The sequence below is a fragment of the Nonomuraea sp. NPDC051298 genome, from assembly GCF_055586305.1.
Genome location: NZ_JBVJIM010000005.1, coordinates 94,052 through 113,821, shown reverse-complemented (window position 1 = coordinate 113,821; position 19,770 = coordinate 94,052). Strand labels below are relative to the sequence as shown.

General features: G+C 70.1%; 16 protein-coding genes. 8 read left to right on the top strand and 8 right to left on the bottom strand.

Features of this window, described 5'->3' with window-relative positions; translation table 11 throughout:
* Positions 1-8: 8 nt before the first annotated feature.
* Complete coding sequence (locus tag ACZ6S0_RS17510) at positions 9-1,613, bottom strand: AMP-binding protein (RefSeq protein WP_465918213.1); 1,605 nt, start codon at positions 1,611-1,613, stop codon at positions 9-11.
* Positions 1,614-1,854: 241 nt separating this feature from the next.
* Between ACZ6S0_RS17510 and ACZ6S0_RS17505 the strand changes: the two genes are divergently transcribed.
* The 7 genes from ACZ6S0_RS17505 (at position 1,855) to ACZ6S0_RS17475 (ending at position 8,744) form a co-directional block, all read left to right on the top strand.
* Complete coding sequence (locus ACZ6S0_RS17505; protein ID WP_465919287.1) at positions 1,855-2,451, top strand: TetR family transcriptional regulator; 597 nt, start codon at positions 1,855-1,857, stop codon at positions 2,449-2,451.
* A gap of 153 nt (positions 2,452-2,604) precedes the next feature.
* Complete coding sequence (locus ACZ6S0_RS17500) at positions 2,605-3,546, top strand: NADP-dependent oxidoreductase (RefSeq protein WP_465919285.1); 942 nt, start codon at positions 2,605-2,607, stop codon at positions 3,544-3,546.
* Positions 3,547-3,652: 106 nt separating this feature from the next.
* Positions 3,653-4,651, top strand: coding sequence for a sigma-70 family RNA polymerase sigma factor (locus tag ACZ6S0_RS17495; protein WP_465918210.1), 999 nt, complete (start codon positions 3,653-3,655; stop codon positions 4,649-4,651).
* A gap of 41 nt (positions 4,652-4,692) precedes the next feature.
* Positions 4,693-5,808, top strand: coding sequence for a steroid 3-ketoacyl-CoA thiolase (locus tag ACZ6S0_RS17490; RefSeq protein ID WP_465918207.1), 1,116 nt, complete (start codon positions 4,693-4,695; stop codon positions 5,806-5,808).
* Positions 5,809-5,854: 46 nt separating this feature from the next.
* Positions 5,855-6,889, top strand: a complete 1,035-nt coding sequence (locus ACZ6S0_RS17485; protein ID WP_465918203.1) for an MBL fold metallo-hydrolase — start codon at positions 5,855-5,857, stop codon at positions 6,887-6,889.
* A gap of 7 nt (positions 6,890-6,896) precedes the next feature.
* Entirely contained in the window at positions 6,897-7,595 is a 699-nt protein-coding gene (locus tag ACZ6S0_RS17480; RefSeq protein ID WP_465918200.1) for a FadR/GntR family transcriptional regulator, read from the top strand.
* A 201-nt stretch (positions 7,596-7,796) separates the two neighbouring features.
* The gene (locus tag ACZ6S0_RS17475) at positions 7,797-8,744 is read left to right on the top strand and encodes a DNA polymerase ligase N-terminal domain-containing protein (RefSeq protein WP_465918195.1); all 948 of its coding nucleotides are present in this window, start codon (positions 7,797-7,799) and stop codon (positions 8,742-8,744) included.
* A 229-nt stretch (positions 8,745-8,973) separates the two neighbouring features.
* On the opposite strand, the gene ACZ6S0_RS17470 is transcribed toward ACZ6S0_RS17475, so the two are convergent.
* The 7 genes from ACZ6S0_RS17470 to ACZ6S0_RS17440 form a co-directional block, all read right to left on the bottom strand.
* Positions 8,974-9,912 (bottom strand): aldo/keto reductase, encoded by a 939-nt coding sequence (locus ACZ6S0_RS17470; RefSeq protein WP_465918191.1) that lies wholly within the window; start codon positions 9,910-9,912, stop codon positions 8,974-8,976.
* The gene (locus ACZ6S0_RS17465) at positions 9,912-10,892 is read right to left on the bottom strand and encodes an ABC transporter permease (protein ID WP_465918187.1); all 981 of its coding nucleotides are present in this window, start codon (positions 10,890-10,892) and stop codon (positions 9,912-9,914) included. The genes ACZ6S0_RS17470 and ACZ6S0_RS17465 overlap by 1 nt, the downstream gene beginning before the upstream one ends.
* Before the next feature lie 5 nt (positions 10,893-10,897).
* The gene (locus ACZ6S0_RS17460) at positions 10,898-12,376 is read right to left on the bottom strand and encodes a sugar ABC transporter ATP-binding protein (protein WP_465918183.1); all 1,479 of its coding nucleotides are present in this window, start codon (positions 12,374-12,376) and stop codon (positions 10,898-10,900) included.
* Positions 12,377-13,399 carry a sugar ABC transporter substrate-binding protein gene (locus ACZ6S0_RS17455; RefSeq protein ID WP_465918179.1) on the bottom strand — a complete coding sequence of 341 codons (1,023 nt, stop codon included), beginning with the start codon at positions 13,397-13,399 and terminating at the stop codon, positions 12,377-12,379.
* 487 nt (positions 13,400-13,886) lie between these two features.
* The gene (locus ACZ6S0_RS17450) at positions 13,887-14,636 is read right to left on the bottom strand and encodes an SDR family NAD(P)-dependent oxidoreductase (RefSeq protein WP_465918173.1); all 750 of its coding nucleotides are present in this window, start codon (positions 14,634-14,636) and stop codon (positions 13,887-13,889) included.
* A 212-nt stretch (positions 14,637-14,848) separates the two neighbouring features.
* Positions 14,849-16,192, bottom strand: a complete 1,344-nt coding sequence (locus tag ACZ6S0_RS17445; RefSeq protein WP_465918167.1) for an L-fuconate dehydratase — start codon at positions 16,190-16,192, stop codon at positions 14,849-14,851.
* Positions 16,193-16,545: 353 nt separating this feature from the next.
* Positions 16,546-17,391: a fumarylacetoacetate hydrolase family protein gene (locus ACZ6S0_RS17440; RefSeq protein WP_465918162.1), complete on the bottom strand. Its 846-nt coding sequence runs from the start codon at positions 17,389-17,391 to the stop codon at positions 16,546-16,548.
* Between the two features lie 798 nt (positions 17,392-18,189).
* Here ACZ6S0_RS17440 and ACZ6S0_RS17435 point away from each other — a divergent pair.
* On the top strand, positions 18,190-19,374 hold the full coding sequence (locus tag ACZ6S0_RS17435; RefSeq protein WP_465918159.1) for a cytochrome P450: 1,185 nt from the start codon (positions 18,190-18,192) through the stop codon (positions 19,372-19,374).
* Positions 19,375-19,770 lie beyond the last annotated feature (396 nt).

Genomic DNA, 19,770 nt, shown 5'->3' with positions numbered 1-19,770 from the left:
CCCAATCCCTACGTCTCCAAGAGGTGATGCCTGCCGTGCCGTACGAACTCCTCCTCGATGCCCTTGGCGTCCGCGTCGGTCAGCGGCCGGAGCCCGCCCGGGGCACGCCACCAGACCGGGTCCGCCGTACGCCACGCCTCGCGGGCGAGGTGCCGCTTGACGACCTTGTGCGAGGGCGTCTGCGGAAGCTCACGGGCAAGGCGGACGTAGCGCGGCAGGGACTTCGCGCCCAGATCGCGGCGGGCGGCCAGGAAGGCGGTGAACGCCGCCGGGTCGAAGTCGCCCGCCAGCACGAGCGCCGCCATCACCTGGTCACCGGCCGCCGCGTCGGGCACCGGGTACACCGCCGCCTCCACCACCCCGCCGAACTCCCGCAGCGCGGCCTCGATGGGCGCGACCGCCAGGTTCTCGCCGTCCACGCGCAGCCGTTCGGTGCCCCGGCCGGCGAAGTACACGTGGCCGTCCTGGTCCGCGTAGGCCAGGTCGCCGGACCAGAACGCGCCGTCCCTGATCCGCTCGGCGTCCGCCTCCTGGTCGTTGTAGTAGCCGTCGAACAGCCCCAGCCCGGCCGTGTTGACCAGCTCGCCGACGGCCTCGTCCGGGTTGAGCAGGCGGCCGTCCTCGATGCGGGCGGGCGGGCAGGGCCGTCCGGTGAAGGGGTCGAGGATCCGTACGCCGTCGGGCAGGCGTCCGAGGCAGCCGGGCGGCGCCGACGGGTCGGGCGTGAACGAGATGGCGGTCTCCGTGGAGCCGAAGGCGTCGATGACCCGGCACCCGTACCGCTGGCCGAACCTCCTGGTCGCCGCCGCGCTGCCCTCGTTCCCGAACGCGATCCTGAGCGGGTTGTCGGGGTCGTCCGGTCGTTCCGGCGTGGCCAGGGCGTAGGACAGCGCCTTGCCGACGTAGTGGAGGTACGTGGCGCCGTACCGTCTGAGGTCGGGCAGCAGGCCGGAGGCCGAGAACCGGCGCCTGAGCGCCAGCGCCGCTCCCGACGCCACGGCCGGGGCGTAGGCGGCCATGAGGGCGCCGGAGTGGAACAGCGGCATCGAGCAGTAGACGACGTCGCCGGGGGTGAGCAGGGCCGCCAGGCTGAGCCCGGGGACGGCGAGCTTGCGCTGCGTGATCCGGACGGCGCGGGGGCGGCCCGAGGTGCCCGAGGTGAAGATCAGCATCACCAGGTCGCCGGGGGCGGGCGTGTCCCCGAACATCCGCTCCCGGGTGCGGAACAGGTCGAGCCCCAGAGGCAGGTGCGGCACACCGAGAGGTTCGGCGACCTCTCTGGCCAGGGCGGCGAAGGGGGCGTCGGCAAGGACGAGGTCCACGTCGGTGGCGCGGGCGTCGCGGATCAGCTCGTCGGCCGGGCGCGTCGGGTTGAGCGCGACGACCACATGCCCGGCCACGGCCGCTCCCCCGATGAGGACGAGCAGGCCGGGGACGTTCTCGCTCAGCACCCCGACGTGCCTGGCCGCTCCCCGTGCGGACAGCCACGCCCCGGCGGCCAGGCAGGCGGCGACGTGCTCGCGCCACGTCCACACGTCGTCCTCGAACATGAGCCCAGGTCGATCGTCCTCGGCCCGTGTGATCAGCAGGGAGGCGAGCGTGTCCGCGGCCATCGCTCCTCCAGCAAGCGCTAGGTAAGCCGACTCGCAAACTAGAACAGATTCTAATATCTGTCCAGAGGTCTTCCCTGCCAATAATGCGTGTTATATGCGGGTAACGCCGGAGACATGGGCCAATACAGCTCGTTTGTGACCCGCGAGTAACAAGCCCTGTAATCGAGAAATCAGATAACGTGTTCTCATGCGTTCCACGCACGCGTCAGTCGCCGCGCCCCCCAGCGACCCCGAGGGGACCATGGAGAGCCACCCCGCGCCGGGCGGGCACAGCGTCCGTACGCGTAGCCAGCACCAACGCCGCAAGCGCATCGTCCAGGCCGCCGCGGCGCTGGCCTCGCGCGGCGGGGTCGAGGCCATGCAGATGCGCACGGTGGCCGAGCGCGCGGGCGTGGCGCTCGGCACGCTCTACCGATACTTCCCCTCCAAGATGGATCTCGTCGTGGCCGTGGTGGGCGAGGAGATCGATCTGCTGGAGAGCAGCATCGAGCGCCGTCCACCGGGGGCCGCCACGCCGTCCAGCCGGGCCGTCGACGTGCTGATGCGGGCCACCCGGGGGCTGATGCGCGAGCCCGAGCTGGCCGACGCGCTCATCCGGTCGTTGATCATGGCCGAGGTGCAGACGCCGTTCGGCGACCGCATGACGGGGCTGCTGCTGCGGGTCTCGGCCGACGGGCTGACGCTGGAGGAGGCCGGCGACGAGCAGATCGACCTCGCGGGTTCGCTGGCGAGCGTGTGGGTGCAGGAGCTGCTGGAGATGCTGCGAGGGCGGCGCACCTATGACCAGATCCAGCGACGCATCGAGACGGCCGCCACGCGGCTGTTCGCCGACATCTGACCCCTCGCCGCACCGCGTCAAAGGACGCGTGGCCCGATCCTTTGGCCCCTCGCCCTCACCGCGGCAAAAGACGCGTGGCCCGATCCTTGCCCATCCTGGCCTCCGGGCCGCTCGCGAAAGGGCTGCCGGGCCAGCAGGCTGGGGCACATGAAGATGAAGGCGATCAGTCAGGACACGCTCGGCGGCCCTGAGGTGCTCAAGGCGGTCGAGGTGGACCGGCCGGTGCCGGGCCCGACCGAGGTGCTGGTGCGGGTGGAGGCGGCGGGCCTCAACCCGACCGACTGGAAGACGCGGGCGAGCGGCGGGATCCTGGGGATGACACCGCCGTTCGTGCTGGGGTGGGAGGTCTCGGGCGTGGTCGAGGGCTCCGGCGTCGGGCAGGCGCTGCACCGGCCGGGCGACGAGGTGATCGGGCTGCTGCGTTACCCGCAGGGGCACGGCGCCTTCGCCGAGTACGTGACCGCGCCCTCACGGCACTTCGTCCGCAAGCCCGCGAACGTCGACCACGTGCACGCGGCGGCCATCCCGCTCGCCGGGCTGACCGCGTGGCAGGCGCTGGTGGACGTCGCCCGGCTGGAGTCCGGCCACCGGGTGCTGATCCACGCCGCGGCCGGCGGGGTCGGCCACCTGGCGGTGCAGATCGCCAAGGCCAGGGGCGCGTACGTGATCGGCACGGCCGGCGCGGCCAAGCACGACTTCCTGCGCGGGCTGGGCGCCGACGAGCTGGTGGACTACCGCGAGCAGGACTTCGCCGAGGTCGTACGAGACGTGGACGTGGTGCTCGACGCCGTCGGCGGCGACTACGGACAGCGCTCGCTGCGTACGATGCGCGCGGGCGGCACGATCGTCTCGCTGGCACTCAGCCTGCTCGATCCCGGCCTGCACGACAGGGCGGCGGCGCTGGGCATCCGCTCGGAGGCCATCCTGGTCGAGCCCGACCAGGCCGCGTTGCGGGCGCTCGCGGCGCTGGTGGAGGCGGGCAGGCTGCGTCCGGAGATCGCCGCCGTCCTGCCGCTGGCCGAGGCGGCCAAGGCGCACGAGCTGGGCGAGACCAACCGGACGACCGGCAAGATCGTGCTGACCGTGCCCCACTGAGCACCGCCGACGTGGCGGCCTGTCCGGTAAAGGGCGACACACTAATTGACCGTGTGGTGGTAAAGAATTCGTCGAACTGTCGGTGGCGGCGTCTATACAAGGGGGTATGACCGACAAGCCGACAAATGAGGACTTCCTCCGGCTGGCTGATCCGATGCGGCGCGAACTGCTGGCGCACTGCTACCGCATGATGGGGTCCGTGCACGACGCCGAGGACCTCGTGCAGGAGACGTATCTCCGCGCGTGGAAGGCGTACGACGGGTTCGAGGGCCGCTCGTCCCTGCGTACGTGGCTCTACCGCATCGCCACCACCACCTGCCTGACCGCGCTCGACAGCCGGTCCAGGCGCCCGCTGCCGACCGGGCTCGGCGCCCCGAGCCTGGAGGCGACGGCTCCGCTGGTGTCGGACGACGAGGTGCCGTGGCTCCAACCGGTGCCCGACGCGATGGCGGGGGTGGGCACCGACGACGACCCGGCCTCGATCGTGGCCTCGCGCGAGAGCATCCGGCTCGCGCTGATCGCCGCGCTGCAGCACCTGCCGCCCCGGCAGCGCGCGGTGCTGATCCTGCGCGACGTGCTCAAGTGGAAGGCCGCCGAGGTGGCGGAGGCGGTCGGCACCTCCACCGCCGCGGTCAACAGCATCCTCCAGCGGGCCCGCGCCCAGCTCAACGAGGTCTCACCCAGCCTCGAGGACCCGGTGGAGCCGCTGTCGCAGGAGCAGCGGGCGATGCTCGACCGCTACGTCGCCGCGTTCGAGAACTACGACGTGGACGCGCTGGTCGACCTGTTCACCAAGGACGCGATCTGGGAGATGCCGCCGTTCGTCGGCTGGTACCAGGGTCCGGAGACGATCGCCGAGCTGACCAGGACACAGTGCCCGGCCGAGCGCGCCGGCGATCTCAAGCTGATTCCGGTGGCCGCCAACGGGCAGCCGGCCTTCGCCGTCTACCACCGCCGCGACGGCGTGTACCACGAGTTCGCGATCATGGTGCTGACCTTCTCCGGCGATCGGATCAGCCACGTCGGGATGTTCTTCGAGGAGAGGCTGTTCGGCGTCTTCGACCTGCCCGCGACTTTGCCGAACGAGGCTTCCACGGCAAAGTAGAACGCGTTACAGTCGCGCCAGAGCATCGTTCTGGAGGCGACGTGGGCGTACCAGTGATTGTCGAGGCCGTACGCACTCCGATAGGGAAACGGGCGGGATGGCTGTCGCAGCTCAAACCGCAACAGGTTCTGGCCGGCGCGCTCAACGGCCTGGTCGAGCGGTCGGGCATCGATCCGGCGATCGTGGAGCAGGTGTTCGCCGGATGCGTGACCCAGGCGGGCGAGCAGGGCGGACACGTCGGCCGCTACGCCTGGCTCTACGCCGGGCTGCCGCACCAGAGCGGGGTCACCACGGTCGACTCCCAGTGCGGCTCCTCCCAGCAGGCCGTGCACCTGGCGGCGGCGCTGATCGGGGCGGGCGCCATCGAGGTGGGCATCGGCTGCGGGGTCGAGGTCATGAGCCGCGCGCCGCTGGGCAGCAACGTACGGCCCGCCCGGCCCAGGCCGGACGACTGGAGCATCGACCTGCCCGACCAGTTCACGGCCGCCGAGCGGATCGCCCGGCGGCGCGGGCTGACGCGCGAGCGGCTCGACTGGTTCGGGGCGCGCTCGCAGCAACTGGCGGGCGAGGCGTGGGCCGACGGACGGTTCGAGCGGGAGATCGTGCCGGTCGGCGGCGTACGCAGGGACCAGGGCCTGCGCGAGACCACCGTCGACGGCCTGGCCCGGCTCGAACCCGTGGTCGAGGACGGCCTGCACACCGCCGGCACCTCCTCGCAGATCTCCGACGGCGCGGCGGCCGTGCTGGTGATGAGCGAGGAGGCGGCGGGGCGGCACGGGCTGCGGCCCCGGGCGCGGATCCGGGCGCAGGCGCTGGTCGGGGCCGAGCCGTACTACCACCTGGACGGGCCGGTCGAGGCCACGGCCAGGGTGCTGGCGGCGGCGGGCATGACGATCGGCGATCTCGATCGGTTCGAGGTGAACGAGGCGTTCGCCGCGGTCGTCCTGTCCTGGGCGGGCGTGCACGAGCCCGACCTCGACCGGGTCAACGTCAACGGCGGCGCGATCGCGCTCGGCCACCCGGTGGGGGCCACGGGCGCGCGGCTGATCACCACGGCACTGCACGAGCTGGAGCGGTCGGACTCGGCGACCGCGCTGGTCACGATGTGCGCCGGTGGGGCGCTGGCCACGGCCACGATTCTGGAACGGGTCGGCTGATCGCCGGTCCACGCGGAATGACGTACTCGGTTCGATCGGGGGGCACATGAAGAGCAGGCGCAGGCCGTACGCGGAGCAGCGGCCGCAGGACCTCGGCGGCGGGGTGTGGAGCGTGCCGGTGCCCATGCCGGGCAACCCGCTGGGATACACGCTCGTCTACGCCGTCGAGTCGCCCAAGGGCCCCGTACTGGTCGACGCGGGCTGGAACCACCCCGACGCGTGGGAGGCGCTCAGCGGCGGCCTGGCGGCGCTCGGCCTGGACGTGAACGCGGTGCGCGGGGTGGTCGTCACCCACTTCCACCCCGACCACGCCGGGCTGGCCGGGCAGGTGAAGGAGGCGTCCGGCGCCTGGATCGCCATGCACGAGGACGATGCCGCGCTGGTCAGGCTCATGACCGAGTACGTGGCCACCGGCAACGACGACTTCCAGGCCGACATGCTCCGGCGGGCCGGGGCCGACCAGGACGAGGCCAGGCAGGCCATGGGCGACCGGCCCACCCCGCCCGCGCAGCCCGACCGTGAGCTGCGTGACGGCGACCTGGTGGACCTGCCGGGCCGCAAGCTGCGGGCCGTGCACACCCCCGGCCACACGCCGGGCCACATCTGCCTGCACCTGGAGGACGCCGACCGGATCTTCACCGGTGACCACGTCCTGCCCGACATCACCCCGCACGTCGGCATCTATCCGTACGACCGCGACGACGTCGATCCCCTGAGCGACTTCCTGGACTCGCTGGACCGCGTGAGCAACCTCGGCTCTCTCAACGGCCCTCTCGACGCCTTGCCCGCCCATGAGTGGATATTTCCCGATGTGGCCGCGCGCGCCGCCGAGATCCGCCACCATCACGAGGAGAAGCTCGAACGGCTGCGCGCCCTGCTCGCCCGGCGACCGCAGCCCCTGACCATCTGGGAGGTCGCCGCGATGATGACGTGGAACAGGCCGTGGGACGAGTTGCCCCCGACGCTGCGGGGCATGGCGGCCGGTGAGGCCGCGGCACACCTGCGCACCCTGGAGGCCCGGGGCGCGATCCGCCGGGTCACCGGGGTCGATCCCGTCCGCTTCCAGGCTCTAGACTCCTAGACATCCGATGTCTAGGGGGAAGAGCGTGGCGGTCACCGACGCGGCCATCGACAAGATCAAAGAAATGATCGTCTCGGGGGAGCTGGCCCCGGGCGACCGCCTGCCCAAGGAGGCCGACCTCGCCGAGCGGCTCGGTCTGTCACGCAACTCGTTGCGCGAGGCCGTGCGCGCGCTGTCGCTGATCAACGTGCTCGACGTACGCCAGGGCGACGGCACCTACGTCACCAGCCTGGAGCCCCACCTCCTGCTCGACACCATGTCGTTCGTGCTCGACCTGCACCGCGACGACACGGTGATCCAGTTCTTCGAGGTCCGGCGCATCCTCGAACCGGCCGCCACGGCGATGGCGACCGAGCTGATGACCGAGGCCGACATCGCGGAGCTGCGGGTGATCCTCGAGTCGCTGCCCGAGCGGCCCACGGTCGAGGAGCTGGTGGCCAACGACCTGCAGTTCCACCACCGGATCGCGCAGGGCTCGGGCAACAGCGTGCTGTGCTCGTTCATCGAGAGCCTGTCGGGCCCGACCACGCGGGCGCGGATCTGGCGGGGGCTCACCCAGGAGGGCGCGATGGACAAGACGCGCGAGCAGCACACCGCGATCTACGAGGCCATCGCCGCCCGCCAGGCCGACGTGGCCCGCTCGTGGGCGACCGTGCACGTGGCGGGCGTGGAGGCGTGGCTGCGCCGGGCCCTCGATCTCGACTGACGCAAGGCTCGCGACCGCGCACCCCGCGCGGCTCCGGCCAGAAGGGAGGCGCGAGCACACGTCGGAGGACTCCGGCACCTTCGGGCACGCGGCAAAGGAGGGCCGACGCCCCTGCGGACATCGCCCGATGGACAGGGTCCCATGACAGGGCTCGCGCCTGGTCGCCGATCGGGGAGGACCGCAGCGGGTAGGACGGGTGTTGTGTCCGACAAACTCAGCAGATATCGGAGCAAACGCGACCCCGAACGTACCCCTGAGCCCATCCCCGAGACCGCCCCCGCCTCCCCCGGCGGGAACGCGTTCGTCATCCAGGAGCACCACGCCCGCTCCCTGCACTGGGACCTGCGGCTGGAACGCGACGGCGTGCTGGTCTCCTGGGCCGTCCCCAAGGGCCTGCCCGCCGACCCCGGCACCAACCACCTGGCGGTGCAGACCGAGGACCATCCGATGGAGTACCTCACCTTCCACGGCGAGATCCCGCAGGGCGAGTACGGCGGCGGCACCATGACCGTCTGGGACACCGGCACCTACGACACAGAGAAGTGGTCGGACCGCGAGGTCAAGTTCGTGCTGCGCGGTGACCGGGCCTCGGGCCGGTTCGTGCTGTTCAGGACGCGGGACAAGAACTGGATGATCCACCGGATGGGCTCGGCCGTCCGCGACCCGTTCCCGTCCGTGGAGCCCATGCTGCCCACCGCGCGCGCCAGACCCCCGAAGGACGCCGCCGCCTACGCCTTCGAGTTCGCCTGGGGCGGGCGCCGCCTCCTCGTCCCCATCGACGGGGGACGCACGGACGCCGCCCGCGAGCACCCGTGGCTGCGCGGGCTGGCCGAGTCGTTCGGCAGCCGCTCGGCCGTGCTGGACGGGGAGGTGGCCACCCTCAGCGGCACCGAACTCCTCGTCTTCTACGACCTCCTGTACGACGACGGGCGCTCGCTGGTCGCCGAACCGTACACGGCCCGGCGGGCGGCCCTGGAGACGCTCGGCCTGACGGGCGCCCACTGGCAGACGGCCCCGTCGTGGCCAGGAGAGGCGGGGCCGGTGCTGCGGGCGGCGCGGGAGCAGGGGTTGCCGGGGGTGGTGGCCAAGCGGCTGGACTCGGCGTACGCACCGGGGCCGTCGAAGTCGTGGCTGCTCATTCCCACCTGACCAGGACAACACCTCCCCGCCCACGACCGCTCGCCCTCCAACCGAAGCCGCACCTCCTCAACCACAGCCGCTCACCCCCAACCACGAACGTTCACCCCCGACCACAGCCGCACCTCCCCGACCACGACTGCTCGCCCCCGCCCGGACGCAGGCGCACCTCCCCTGCCGCGTCCCTTCCTTCTCCGGCCCCGGGCGTTCCTATCGCCGCCTTGCCCGGCGGTGGATCCCGTTACGCGTTCTCCGGCAGGAGCCCCTCCGCCCGCAGGTCCTCCCAGAGGGAGTCAGGCACCGGACGGGACCACACGGCGGCGTTCTCCACGACCTCCTGCGGCGTACGTGCCCCCAGGACGATCGTGGCCACCGCCGGATGGCGCAGCGGGAAGGCCATGGCCGCCTGGGGCAGTGTGACGCCGTGGCGCTCGCACACCGCGGCGATCCTGGCGGCCCGGTCCACGAGCGGCGCAGGGGCGGGCTGGTAGTTGTAGGTGCCCGACGGCTCGTGCGTGGCCAGGATGCCGCTGTTGAAGACGCCCGCCGCCAGCACCCTGACCCCGCGCCGTACGCACTCCTCCAGGAGCGGCAGACCCGACTGGTCGAGCAGGGTGTAGCGACCCGCGAGCATGACGATGTCGATGTCGGTCTCCTGGACGAAGCGCAGCGGAGTCCGCCACTGGTTCATGCCGACGCCGATCGCGTGGACCCGCCCCTCGGCCCGCAGCTCGGCCAGGGCCGGGTACGCCTCCGAGATCGCCTGGTCCACGTGCTCGTCGGGATCGTGGATGAGGGCGACGTGCACAGCCGGGAGGCCGAGGCGGGCCAGCGACTCGTCGAGCGACGTACGGACGCCGTCACCCGAGAAGTCCCACACCCGCTCCAGGTCCCCGGGAACGTCGAAGCCCTGGTCGTCACGCTCGCCACCGGACGCCCTGGGCCGCAGCAGCCGCCCGACCTTCGTGGACAGCACGTAGCCGGAGCGACCGGCCAGGGCCGCGCCCACGCGCCGCTCCGACAGGCCGAGCCCGTAGTGGGGCGCGGTGTCGTACAGGCGGACCCCGCTCTCCCAGGCGGCGTCGAGCGTGGCGCGGGCCTGCTCGTCGGTGACCGCGTCGTACAGGTTGCCGATCGGAGCGCCGCCGAAGCCGTGTCGGGGCAGGTCGATCCGTTCCATCAATCTTGTGCCTTTCCGCCCGCGATCCGGCTGATCATCAGGGCGACGAGAATGATCGAACCGTAGATGACGGGCTGCCAGAAGCCCGATACGCCGATCAGGGTGAGGATGTTCTGCACCAGGCCGATCACCAGCACGCCGGTGAGCGCGCCGAGGATCGTGCCCTTGCCGCCGTCCATGCTGACGCCGCCGATGACGGCCGCCGCGAACACCATGAAGATCCAGCCGACGCCCTGGTTGTTGCCGATGGCTCCGAGGCGCCCGGTCTCCAGGATGCCGGCCAGCGCCGCCAGCGTACCGCCCAGGATGAAGACGCCGTACAGCACCCGGTCCACCCGGATGCCGGCGGCGCGGGCGGCGTCGAGGTTGCCGCCGATGGCGTAGAGCGCGCGGCCGAGCCGCAGGTAGCCGAGCCCGAAGATGCCCGCCGCGAACAGCAGACCGGCGATCCAGACGGCCGCGGGCAGGCCCAGCCACATGGCGCTGCCCAGGTACAGGATCGAGTCGGGAAGCTGGAACAACGTCTTGCCCTCGGTCGGCCCCTGCAAGAGGCCGTGCACGATGATCAGCATCGCCAGCGTCACGATGAACGCCGAGAGCTGGAACCTGATGATCAGAAAGCCGTTGAACGCCCCGATCGCCGCCCCGACGAGCAGAGCCAGCGGGATCACCAGCGCCCCCGGCAGCCCGATGCCCAACCCGCCCGCCGTCACCGGGACCACCAGCATCACCGCGATGGCCGGGGCGGTGCCGACCGTGGACTCCAGTGACAGGTCGAACTTGCCGGCGATCAGGATCATCGCCTCGGCCAGTACGAGCAGCGAGATCGCGGCCTGCTGCTGGAGCACGTTCGTCAGGTTGCCCGCGGTCAGGAACGTCGGGTCCAGGAACGCACCCACGACGAGCAGGAGCACGATCACCGGTACGAGCGTCAGGTCACGGAACCTGGCCAGCCGCGCCCGGGGGGCCGGCGCCGTCAATGTGGTCAATCTTCTATGCCTTCCATCACGGCCACGAGTTCGTGGTCGGTCCAGCCACGCGGCACGTCCTTGACGACCCGGCCGTGGAACATCACCAGCACCCGATCGCAGATCCGCAGGTCGTCGAGCTCGTCGGAGACCACCACGGCCCCGGCGCCGCGTTCGACCGCGTCCTCGACGGCGCCGAGGAGCGCCTGCTTGGCTTTGACGTCGACGCCCGCGGTCGGGTTGATCACCACGAGCACGGTCGGGTCGTCCACCAGCGCGCGGGCGAACACCACCTTCTGCGCGTTGCCCCCAGACAGGTCTCCGACCGCCTGGTCGGGCCCTTCCGTCTTGATGTCGAGGGATTCGATCATCTCCTCCGCCCTGGCACGCCGCCTGGACGGGGAGACCACGCCGAACCGGCCGAGCTTGCGTGCGATCGGGAACGTGGCGTTCTCCCCGACCGAGAGCAGCGGGACGAAACCCTCGTGGTGCCGGTCTTCAGGGACGAACCCGAGCCCGGCCCGCATCGCCGCGGGCACGTCGCCGGGCCTGACCCGGGCGCCGTCGACCGCGACCGTGCCGGTGTCGGCCCTGCGCAGCCCGACCAGGGTCTCGGCCAGGCCGACCTTGCCGCTGCTCGCGGAGCCGGCCAGGCCGACGACCTCGCCCGACCTGACGGAGAGGTCGACGTCGGTGTAGCGGCCCGCCAGCGTGAGGCCCGTGCCCTCCAGTACCAGCCGGTCGCCGGGCGTGCGCACGCGCGATTCGTACGCGGCCGTGGCCTCGCCCGTCATCGCGGCCACCAGTTCGTCGTGCGGGAGGTCGGCGACCGCCCTGGTCGTGACGTGCCGGGCGTCGCGGAAGACCGTGACGCTCTGGCAGATCTGGTAGACCTCGTCGAGGTGGTGGGAGATGTACATCATGGTGACGCCCTGCTCGCGCAGCGACCGCATGCGCGCGAACAGCCGCTCGATGGCCGGGCCGTCGAGGCGGGCGGTCGGCTCGTCGAGGATGATGAACCGGGCCCCGAACGACAGCGCGCGGGCGATCTCCACGAGCTGGCGCTGTTCGACGCCCAGGTCACCGGCCAGCGCCTGCGCGTCCACGTCCACCTCGTACGTGTCGAGCAGCTCACGTGCCCTGGCCCGCAGCGCCCGCCAGTTGATCCGGCCCTTGTCGGACTGGCGGTTGAGGAACAGGTTCTCGGCGACCGTCAGCGCCGGGATGATCGTGGACTTCTGGTAGACGCAGGCGACGCGCTGCCGCCAGGCGTCGCGGTCGGCGAGGGCGGGTGCGGCCTCTCCCGAGAACCGCACCTCGCCCGCGTCGGGCCGCTGGAGCCCGGTGAGGATCGACACCAGGGTGGACTTCCCCGCGCCGTTCCTGCCGACGAGCGCGTGGGTCTCGCCTTCCGCGATCGCGATCTCCGCGCCGTTCAGCGCGGTGGTCGGACCGAAGCGCTTGACGACATTTCGGGCTTCAACGTGAATGCTCATCTACTTGACCTGGTTGCCCCAGAGAGCCTGGTCGTCCACGTTCTCCTTGGTCACGAGCGGCGCGGGGAGCTGGTCCTCCAGGCCGTTCGGGAGCTGGATGATCGTGCTGCCGTGGTCGGTCGGGCCCGGCTTGAACGTCTTGCCCTCGGCTGCGGCCTTGGCGTAGTACAGGGCGTACTTGGCGTACAGGTCGGCCGGTTGCGACACCGTGGCGTCGATGTCACCCTTGCGGATCGCCTCGAACTCCTGCGGGATGCCGTCGTTCGAGACCACGAAGACGTGCTTCGGGTCGGTGGGCGGGACCAGCAGGCCCTTCTGCTTGAGCACCTGCAACGTGGGTGCGAGGTGCACGCCGCCCGCGTGCATGTAGACGCCCTTGACGTCGGGGTTCTGCTCCAGGCGGGTCTGCAGCATGGACGCCGCCTTGCTGCCCTCCCACTCAGTCGGCTCGCTGAACACCGTGATCCCCGGGAACTTGGTCTGCATGCACTCCAGGAACGCCTCCGACCTGTCACGGCCGTTGATCGAGCTGAGCGCGCCCTGGAGCTGGACGACCTTGCCCTTGCCGCCGAGCTTCTCGCCGAGGAACTCGCACGCCTTGGTGCCGTACGCGCGGTTGTCGGCGCGTACGACCATGTAGACCTTGCCCTTGTCCGGCCGGGTGTCGACGGTGACGACGGGGATCTTCTTGTTCTCCAGTTGCTGGAGCGTGTTGGCTATGGCGCCGGTGTCCTGCGGGGCCATGACGATGACCTTGGCGCCCTGGCCGATCAGCGCCTGCACGTTGTTGACCAGTTTGGCCACGTCGTTCTGCGAGTTGGTGGCGGGCATGAGCTCCACCTTCAGCTCGCCGGCCATCTGCGGGACGTACTTGATGTAGGAGTTCCAGAAATCGGAGTCGGCGCGGGGATGATCGATGCCGACCTTCCCGCCGCCGCCTCCTCCTGCCGCCGTGGTATCCGAGCCACACGCGGTGACGACCATGAAGAGGGCCGCTGACGCGACCGCCCGTCCGAACTTCATTGGGGGGTTACCTTCCTTATTCGGTTGGCGCAAACCTCAACCGGCCAAGCCCGACACCTGTCCGTTCCGATGCCCGATCGGCCCGATCCTTGCCCGGCCCGATCCCTGCCCGGCCCGATGCCCGATCGGCCCAGTCCCTGCCCGACCCGATGCCCGATCGACCCGAACCCTGACCAGCCCAATCCCTGCCCCGGCCCGATGCCCGATCGACCCGATCGACCCGATGCCGTCCAACTCGATCCCGTGGGGCCCAACGCCCGGTTGGACACCAGCAGGCCGGTCGGGCGGCAGCGGGACGATCGGACACCAGCCGAGCCAGACCGACCCAGCGAGCGAGCCGGACCGACCCCAGCGGGCCGATCAGGCTAAACCGGCCCGATCGGGCTCAACCAACCTGGTCAGGCTCGACAAACCCGATCGAGATCCATCAGCAGGCCAGGCCAGCCCAGGCTGGGCCGGGGCCGGACCGGGGCCAGGCCCGGCCGACTCACTTGGCCGGTCTGAGCCGGAGTCCTTGCATACCGCCGTCCACTGCGATCGCCGTCCCCGTGGTCGAGCCGGCCTCCGGGCCGGCGAGGTAGGCGATCGCCGCAGCCACCTCCTCCGCACTGACCAGGCGACCCATCGGCTGCCTCGCGTTGAGCGCCGCCCGCTCCGCCTCGGGATCGTCGGCCGCGTCCAGCAGCCTGGCGACCCAGGGGGTGTCGGCGGTGCCCGGATTGACGCAGTTGACGCGGATGCCCTCGCGGATGTGATCCGCGGCCATGGCGAGCGTCAGCGACAACACCGCACCCTTGGTGGCGCTGTAGAGCGCCCGCTGAGGCAGCCCGGCGGTGGCCGCGATCGAGCAGGTGTTCACGATCGCGGCGTGCTCGGACTCCCTCAGGTACGGCAACGCCGCCCGCGCCACCCGGACCATGCCGAGCACGTTGACGTCGAACACCCGATGCCACTCGCTGTCCGAGTTGTCCTCGATCGTGCCCTGCGCACCGATACCGGCGTTGTTCACCAGCACATCGATGCCGCCCAGCCGCTCGGCCGCCTCGGCCACCGCGGCACGTACCTGCGCGTCGTCGGTGACGTCGGCCTTGATCCCGATGAAGGGCTCGCCGGGCGGGTTGAGGTCGAGACAGGCAACCGTCATGCCGCGTGCGGCGAGCGCGGTGGCCGCGGCCAGCCCGATCCCTGAGCCTCCACCGGTGACGACCGCCTTCAGCCTCGTACGTTCCTCGCTCATCCGCTACCCTCCAGAACCTGCCTGTCAACGAACCGACTGCTCACGACCACGACCTCCAACTCCCGCCCATCGCAGGACCCACCGCCCGAGCACAGCACCCCCGGCCCCCGCCCGCCACGGAGCCCCCCCACTCCCGAGCACGGCCTCCCGTCGACCCTCACCACTCAGGCGCACGGCCTCGGGCGGCCCGGAACCGACCTGGGATCGGCTGATCATTCGCTCGCCCTCCAGACCTCACCGCCGGGGAAGGTGTGGGCGGCGATCGATTCCGGGCGCATCTCCGCGCTGAACCCCGGCGCGGACGGTGCCACGTACCGCCCGTCACGGATGACGACCGGGTCGACGAAGTGCTCGTGGAGATGGTCGACGTACTCGATCACGCGGCCGTCCATCGTCCCGGTCACCGCCACATAATCGAACATCGACAAGTGCTGCACCAGTTCGCACAGCCCGACGCCGCCCGCGTGCGGGCACACCGGCACGCCGAACTTGGCCGCCAGCAACAGGATCGCCAGGTTCTCGTTGACGCCGCCGACGCGGGCAGAGTCGATCTGCACGAAGGAGACGGCCTCGGCCTGCAGGAGCTGTTTGAACACGATGCGGTTCTGGACGTGTTCGCCGGTCGCCACCGGGATGGGGTGGATGCCCCTGGCGATGGCGGCGTGGCCGAGCACGTCGTCCGGGCTGGTGGGCTCCTCGACCCAGTGCGGCCGGAACTCGCGCAGCGCGTTGATCCACTCGGTCCCGGAGCCGACGTCCCAGCGCTGGTTGGCGTCGATGGCGATCGGGAAGTCGTCCCCGCACACCTCGCGCGCCACCCTGAACCGCCGCCGGTCGTCCTCGAGGTCGGCGCCGACCTTGAGCTTGATCTGCCCGAACCCCTGCTCGATGGCCTCCTTGCAGAGCCGCCGCAACTTCTCGTCGTCGTAGCCGAGCCAGCCGGGGGAGGTCGTGTAGGCCGGGTAACCGATCTCCTTCAGCCGCCCGGCTCGCTCGGCCTTGCCGCTCTCCTGCCGCTTCAGGATCTGCAGGGCCTCGTCCTCGGTGAGTGCGTCGCTCAGGTAACGGAAGTCGATGAGCTCGACGATCTCCTCGGGCGACATGTCCGACAGCAACCGCCACAACGGCTTGCCCGCACGCTTGGCCTTCAGATCCCACAGAGCGTTGACCACGGCGGAGATCGCCATGTGCATGACGCCCTTCTCCGGCCCCAGCCAGCGCAACTGCGAGTCGTTGACCATGGCCTTGTAGAGCGTGCCGAGATCCTCGACCGTCTTGCCGATCACGTATGGTTCGAGCGCGCTGATGGCCGTCGTCTGGATGTCGTTGCCACGCCCGATCGTGAACGCGAACCCGTGCCCCTCGTACCCGTCGTCGGTCTTGAGCACCACGTACGCGGCCGAGTAGTCGGGGTCCGGATTCATCGCGTCGGAGCCGTCGAGCTCCCGCGAGGTCGGGAACCGCACGTCATGCGTCTCCATCCCGACAATCCGGTACGCCGCCGCGCCGTTCACCAGAGCCACCGCACCCGCGCCCACGACACCGCCCACACCCACAGAACCACCCTCACTCCGCCCCGCCTCCGAACCCGTCTCGCCCCGCCCCGCCACCGGACCAGCGCCACCAAGCTCGGCCGCCGAACCGGCGCCACCGCGCCCGGCCGCTGAATCGGCACCACCGTGCCCGGCCTCCGCCCCAGCATCACCCCGCCCGACTACCCAACCGGCGTCACCATCACCAGCCCCCGGACCAGCGTCACCACCACCGGCCACCGAACCAGCGTCACCACCACTGGTCGCCCAACCGGCATCATCGCTACCGGCCACCGGCCCAGCGTCACCACTACCAGCCACCCAACCGGCATCATCACGACCGGCCACCGGGCCGGTGTCGCCGTGTCCCGTCGCCGTCATGCCTGCCTCACCGTCTGCCGCTGCCGCCCCAGCCCTTCGATCTCCAGCTCCACCACGTCACCGGCCCGCAGGTACGGCTGCCCCGGTATCCCCATGGCCACTCCGGCCGGGGTGCCGGTGTTGATCACGTCCCCGGGCTCCAGCACCATGAACTGGCTCAGGTACCGCACGACCTCCGCGACATCGAAGATCATGTTCTTGGTGTCACCGTTCTGACGCAGCTCACCGTTCACCCACAGGCGCATGGCCAGGCTCTGCGGGTCACCCACTTCGTCGGCCGTCACCAGCCAGGGGCCGATCGGGTTGAACGTCTCGCACGACTTGCCCTTGTCCCACTGCCCACCGCGTTCGAGCTGGAACTCGCGCTCGGAGACGTCGTTGGAGATCGCGTACCCGGCGATCACGCCGAGCGCCTCCTCCCGGCTACCGAGGTAGCGGGCCTCCTGCCCGATCACGATGGCCAGCTCCACCTCCCAGTCGGTCTTCACACTGCCCCGAGGCACGAGCACCTCGTCGTACGGGCCGACCATGGTGTTGCTCGCCTTCATGAACACGACGGGCTCGGCAGGCACTGCGGCACCGGACTCGGCGGCGTGATCGCTGAAGTTCAGACCGATGCAAACGATCTTCCCCGGACGCGCGATCGGCGCACCGATCCGCAGCCCTTCGGCCTCGACAACGGGCAGGGAACCGCGCCCGAGCGCGTCACGAACGCGCGCCACTCCCCCGGAGGCGAGGAAAGCCCCATCGATCTCAGGCTCTCCGATGTCGCGCAGGTTACCGGCGTCGTCCATGACCACCGGTCGCTCCTGGCCGACGGGTCCTACTCGCAGCAGCTTCACACCGCATCCTTCTCATATACATCGGATGTCTTGTCTCTCGATGCTCGTGCCGTGGGGCGGAGCGTGTCAAGGGTGCCGTGACGGATACATCCGATCCGTGACCTCGAAAGACACTCCGACGCCGCCCCTTCATCTGTGAACCCAGTTAACCGTCCCCATGTCTCCGTCCACACTCTTGAAAGCACATCCTCAAAAACATCGGACGACACCCAGACGAAACCTGCCCACCAACCAGACCCGCCCACCCGAGCGCCCCCAGACCGAGCAAGCCACGCAAGGACCCACCAAGAATGCGCGCAACCCAACGCGAGACGCCCGCCACAAGAGCCCGAGCAGAGCCCACAACGCGAGAGCACACACCTCCTCGACACCACCCCCGAGACCCGACCAAGAGCAACAGAGCCCAAGCACCCAGCCAAGAGAGCGAACACAGCCAAGGCAACGCGAGATACAGGGAGCACCCGACACAGGACCCGGCCCGACATCCGAGCAGCCGACCGGGAGAGCGAACACAGAGGCGTCGACGGACACAGAGGGCCGACGGACGCACACGGGACGGCGGACACCCAAGAGCCGACAGACGGACAGGAGCTGACGGACGCACATGTGAAGCGACGGATACGCACGGGAAGCGGCGGACATACGTGGAAGGCCCGGGACATATTGGAGAGACGGTGAGACCTATGCGGGAGACGAAGGTCAGGGTGCCGGAGACCTGTCCTTGACGACCGTACAGTCACGTAATAGAACACGTTTCAATAGAAGATAACCAAGCGTTTGATCAAGGGGTGACTCCGGGTGCACATCGACCTCGTCGACAGGGACCTATACGCGACCGCTGGACCACCCCACGACCAGCTAGCCTGGCTGCGCGCGAACTCCCCCGTCCACTGGCACGAGGGCGAGCCCGGATTCTGGGCCGTCACCCGCTACGAGGATGTCGTGCACGTCTCGCGGCACTCCGAACTCTTCTCCTCCCACCGCAGACTCGCCCTCTTCGACGAAATGGCCGAAGACCAGGTCGCGCTGCAACGCCACATGATGCTCAACCAGGACCCGCCGGAGCACACCAGGCGACGCTCCCTGGTCAACCGGGGCTTCACCCCGCGTACGATCGGCGCACTCGAAGATCACATCCGTGGCATCTGCGACGACCTCCTCGACAAACTGACCGGCGAGATCGACTTCGTCACCGAAGTCGCCGCGCCCCTGCCTCTCTACGTGATCTGCGAACTGCTCGGTGCCCCGGTGTCCGACCGCGACAAGTTGTTCAACTGGTCGAACCGCATGATCGGTGCCCAGGACCCCGACTACGCCGCGACCCCGGAAGAGGGCTCGGGCGCCGCCATGGAGGTCTACGCCTACGCCAACCAACTCGCCGCCAAGCGCAAGGCCAACCCCAAGAACGACATCGTCACCAAACTCCTCCAGCCGGACGACCAGGGCCAAACGCTCGACGAGAACGAGTTCGACCTCTTCGTCCTCCTTCTGGTGGTAGCCGGCAACGAGACCACCCGCAACGCGGCTTCCGGCGGCATGCTCGCCCTCTTCGAGCACCCCGACCAGTGGAACCGCCTCGTCGCCGACCCCACCCTGGCGAAGACGGCGGCAGACGAGATCGTCCGCTGGGTCTCACCCGTGAACCTGTTCCGCCGCACTTCCACGACCGACCAGGTGCTGGGCGGGCAGGAGATCAAGGCGAACGACAAGGTCGTGGTCTTCTACGCCTCCGCCAACCGCGACGTCTCCGTCTTCCCTGACGCCGAGGTCTTCGACATCGGCCGCGACCCCAACCCCCACATCGGCTTCGGCGGTGGCGGCCCGCACTTCTGCCTCGGCAACCACCTGGCCAAACTGGAACTCAGGATCCTGTTCGAGCAACTGGCCCGCCGGTACCCACGCCTCCAGCAGACAGGTGACGCCCGACGACTGCGCTCGAACTTCATCAACGGCATCAAGGAACTGCCCGTCACCATCGGCTGACCTGCGCGAGCGGAGCCCAACCCAACACCGACGCCACACAACGCGCGCAGCCACACCAACCTGAGCACGCCCACGCCGGCCACAGCCAGACCAGACGCGGACACACCGCACGCGGACAGAGCGGACGCGGACAGAGCGGACGCGGGGGTCACGGGCGGCACAGCGTCCGCAGGAGCAGGCGACTACCGATCACCGGCCTGCCATGTGTTCGCGTGTCTCGGCCCACGGCCGTCTCGACCCCCGGCTGCCCACGGCCGACAGCGCGTCCGCATGACGATGAGTTCGCGAAACGCTCGGGCACATGCTTCCGGAACACCCGAGCGCGCGCCTCCCGAAGATTCACGAACGCGCACCGCCCGAACGTTACGTGCATACGCCTCCCGAACGTTACGTGCA

Excerpts from the sequence above, each read along its gene's own strand:
- ACZ6S0_RS17510 (WP_465918213.1), bottom strand. The coding sequence starts at position 1,613 with ATGGCCGCGGACACGCTCGCCTCCCTGCTGATCACACGGGCCGAGGAC.
- ACZ6S0_RS17505 (WP_465919287.1), top strand. The coding sequence starts at position 1,855 with ATGGAGAGCCACCCCGCGCCGGGCGGGCACAGCGTCCGTACGCGTAGC.
- ACZ6S0_RS17500 (WP_465919285.1), top strand. The coding sequence starts at position 2,605 with ATGAAGGCGATCAGTCAGGACACGCTCGGCGGCCCTGAGGTGCTCAAG.
- ACZ6S0_RS17495 (WP_465918210.1), top strand. The coding sequence starts at position 3,653 with ATGACCGACAAGCCGACAAATGAGGACTTCCTCCGGCTGGCTGATCCG.
- ACZ6S0_RS17485 (WP_465918203.1), top strand. The coding sequence starts at position 5,855 with ATGAAGAGCAGGCGCAGGCCGTACGCGGAGCAGCGGCCGCAGGACCTC.
- ACZ6S0_RS17480 (WP_465918200.1), top strand. The coding sequence starts at position 6,897 with ATGTCTAGGGGGAAGAGCGTGGCGGTCACCGACGCGGCCATCGACAAG.
- ACZ6S0_RS17470 (WP_465918191.1), bottom strand. The coding sequence starts at position 9,912 with ATGGAACGGATCGACCTGCCCCGACACGGCTTCGGCGGCGCTCCGATC.
- ACZ6S0_RS17460 (WP_465918183.1), bottom strand. The coding sequence starts at position 12,376 with ATGAGCATTCACGTTGAAGCCCGAAATGTCGTCAAGCGCTTCGGTCCG.
- ACZ6S0_RS17455 (WP_465918179.1), bottom strand. The coding sequence starts at position 13,399 with ATGAAGTTCGGACGGGCGGTCGCGTCAGCGGCCCTCTTCATGGTCGTC.
- ACZ6S0_RS17450 (WP_465918173.1), bottom strand. The coding sequence starts at position 14,636 with ATGAGCGAGGAACGTACGAGGCTGAAGGCGGTCGTCACCGGTGGAGGC.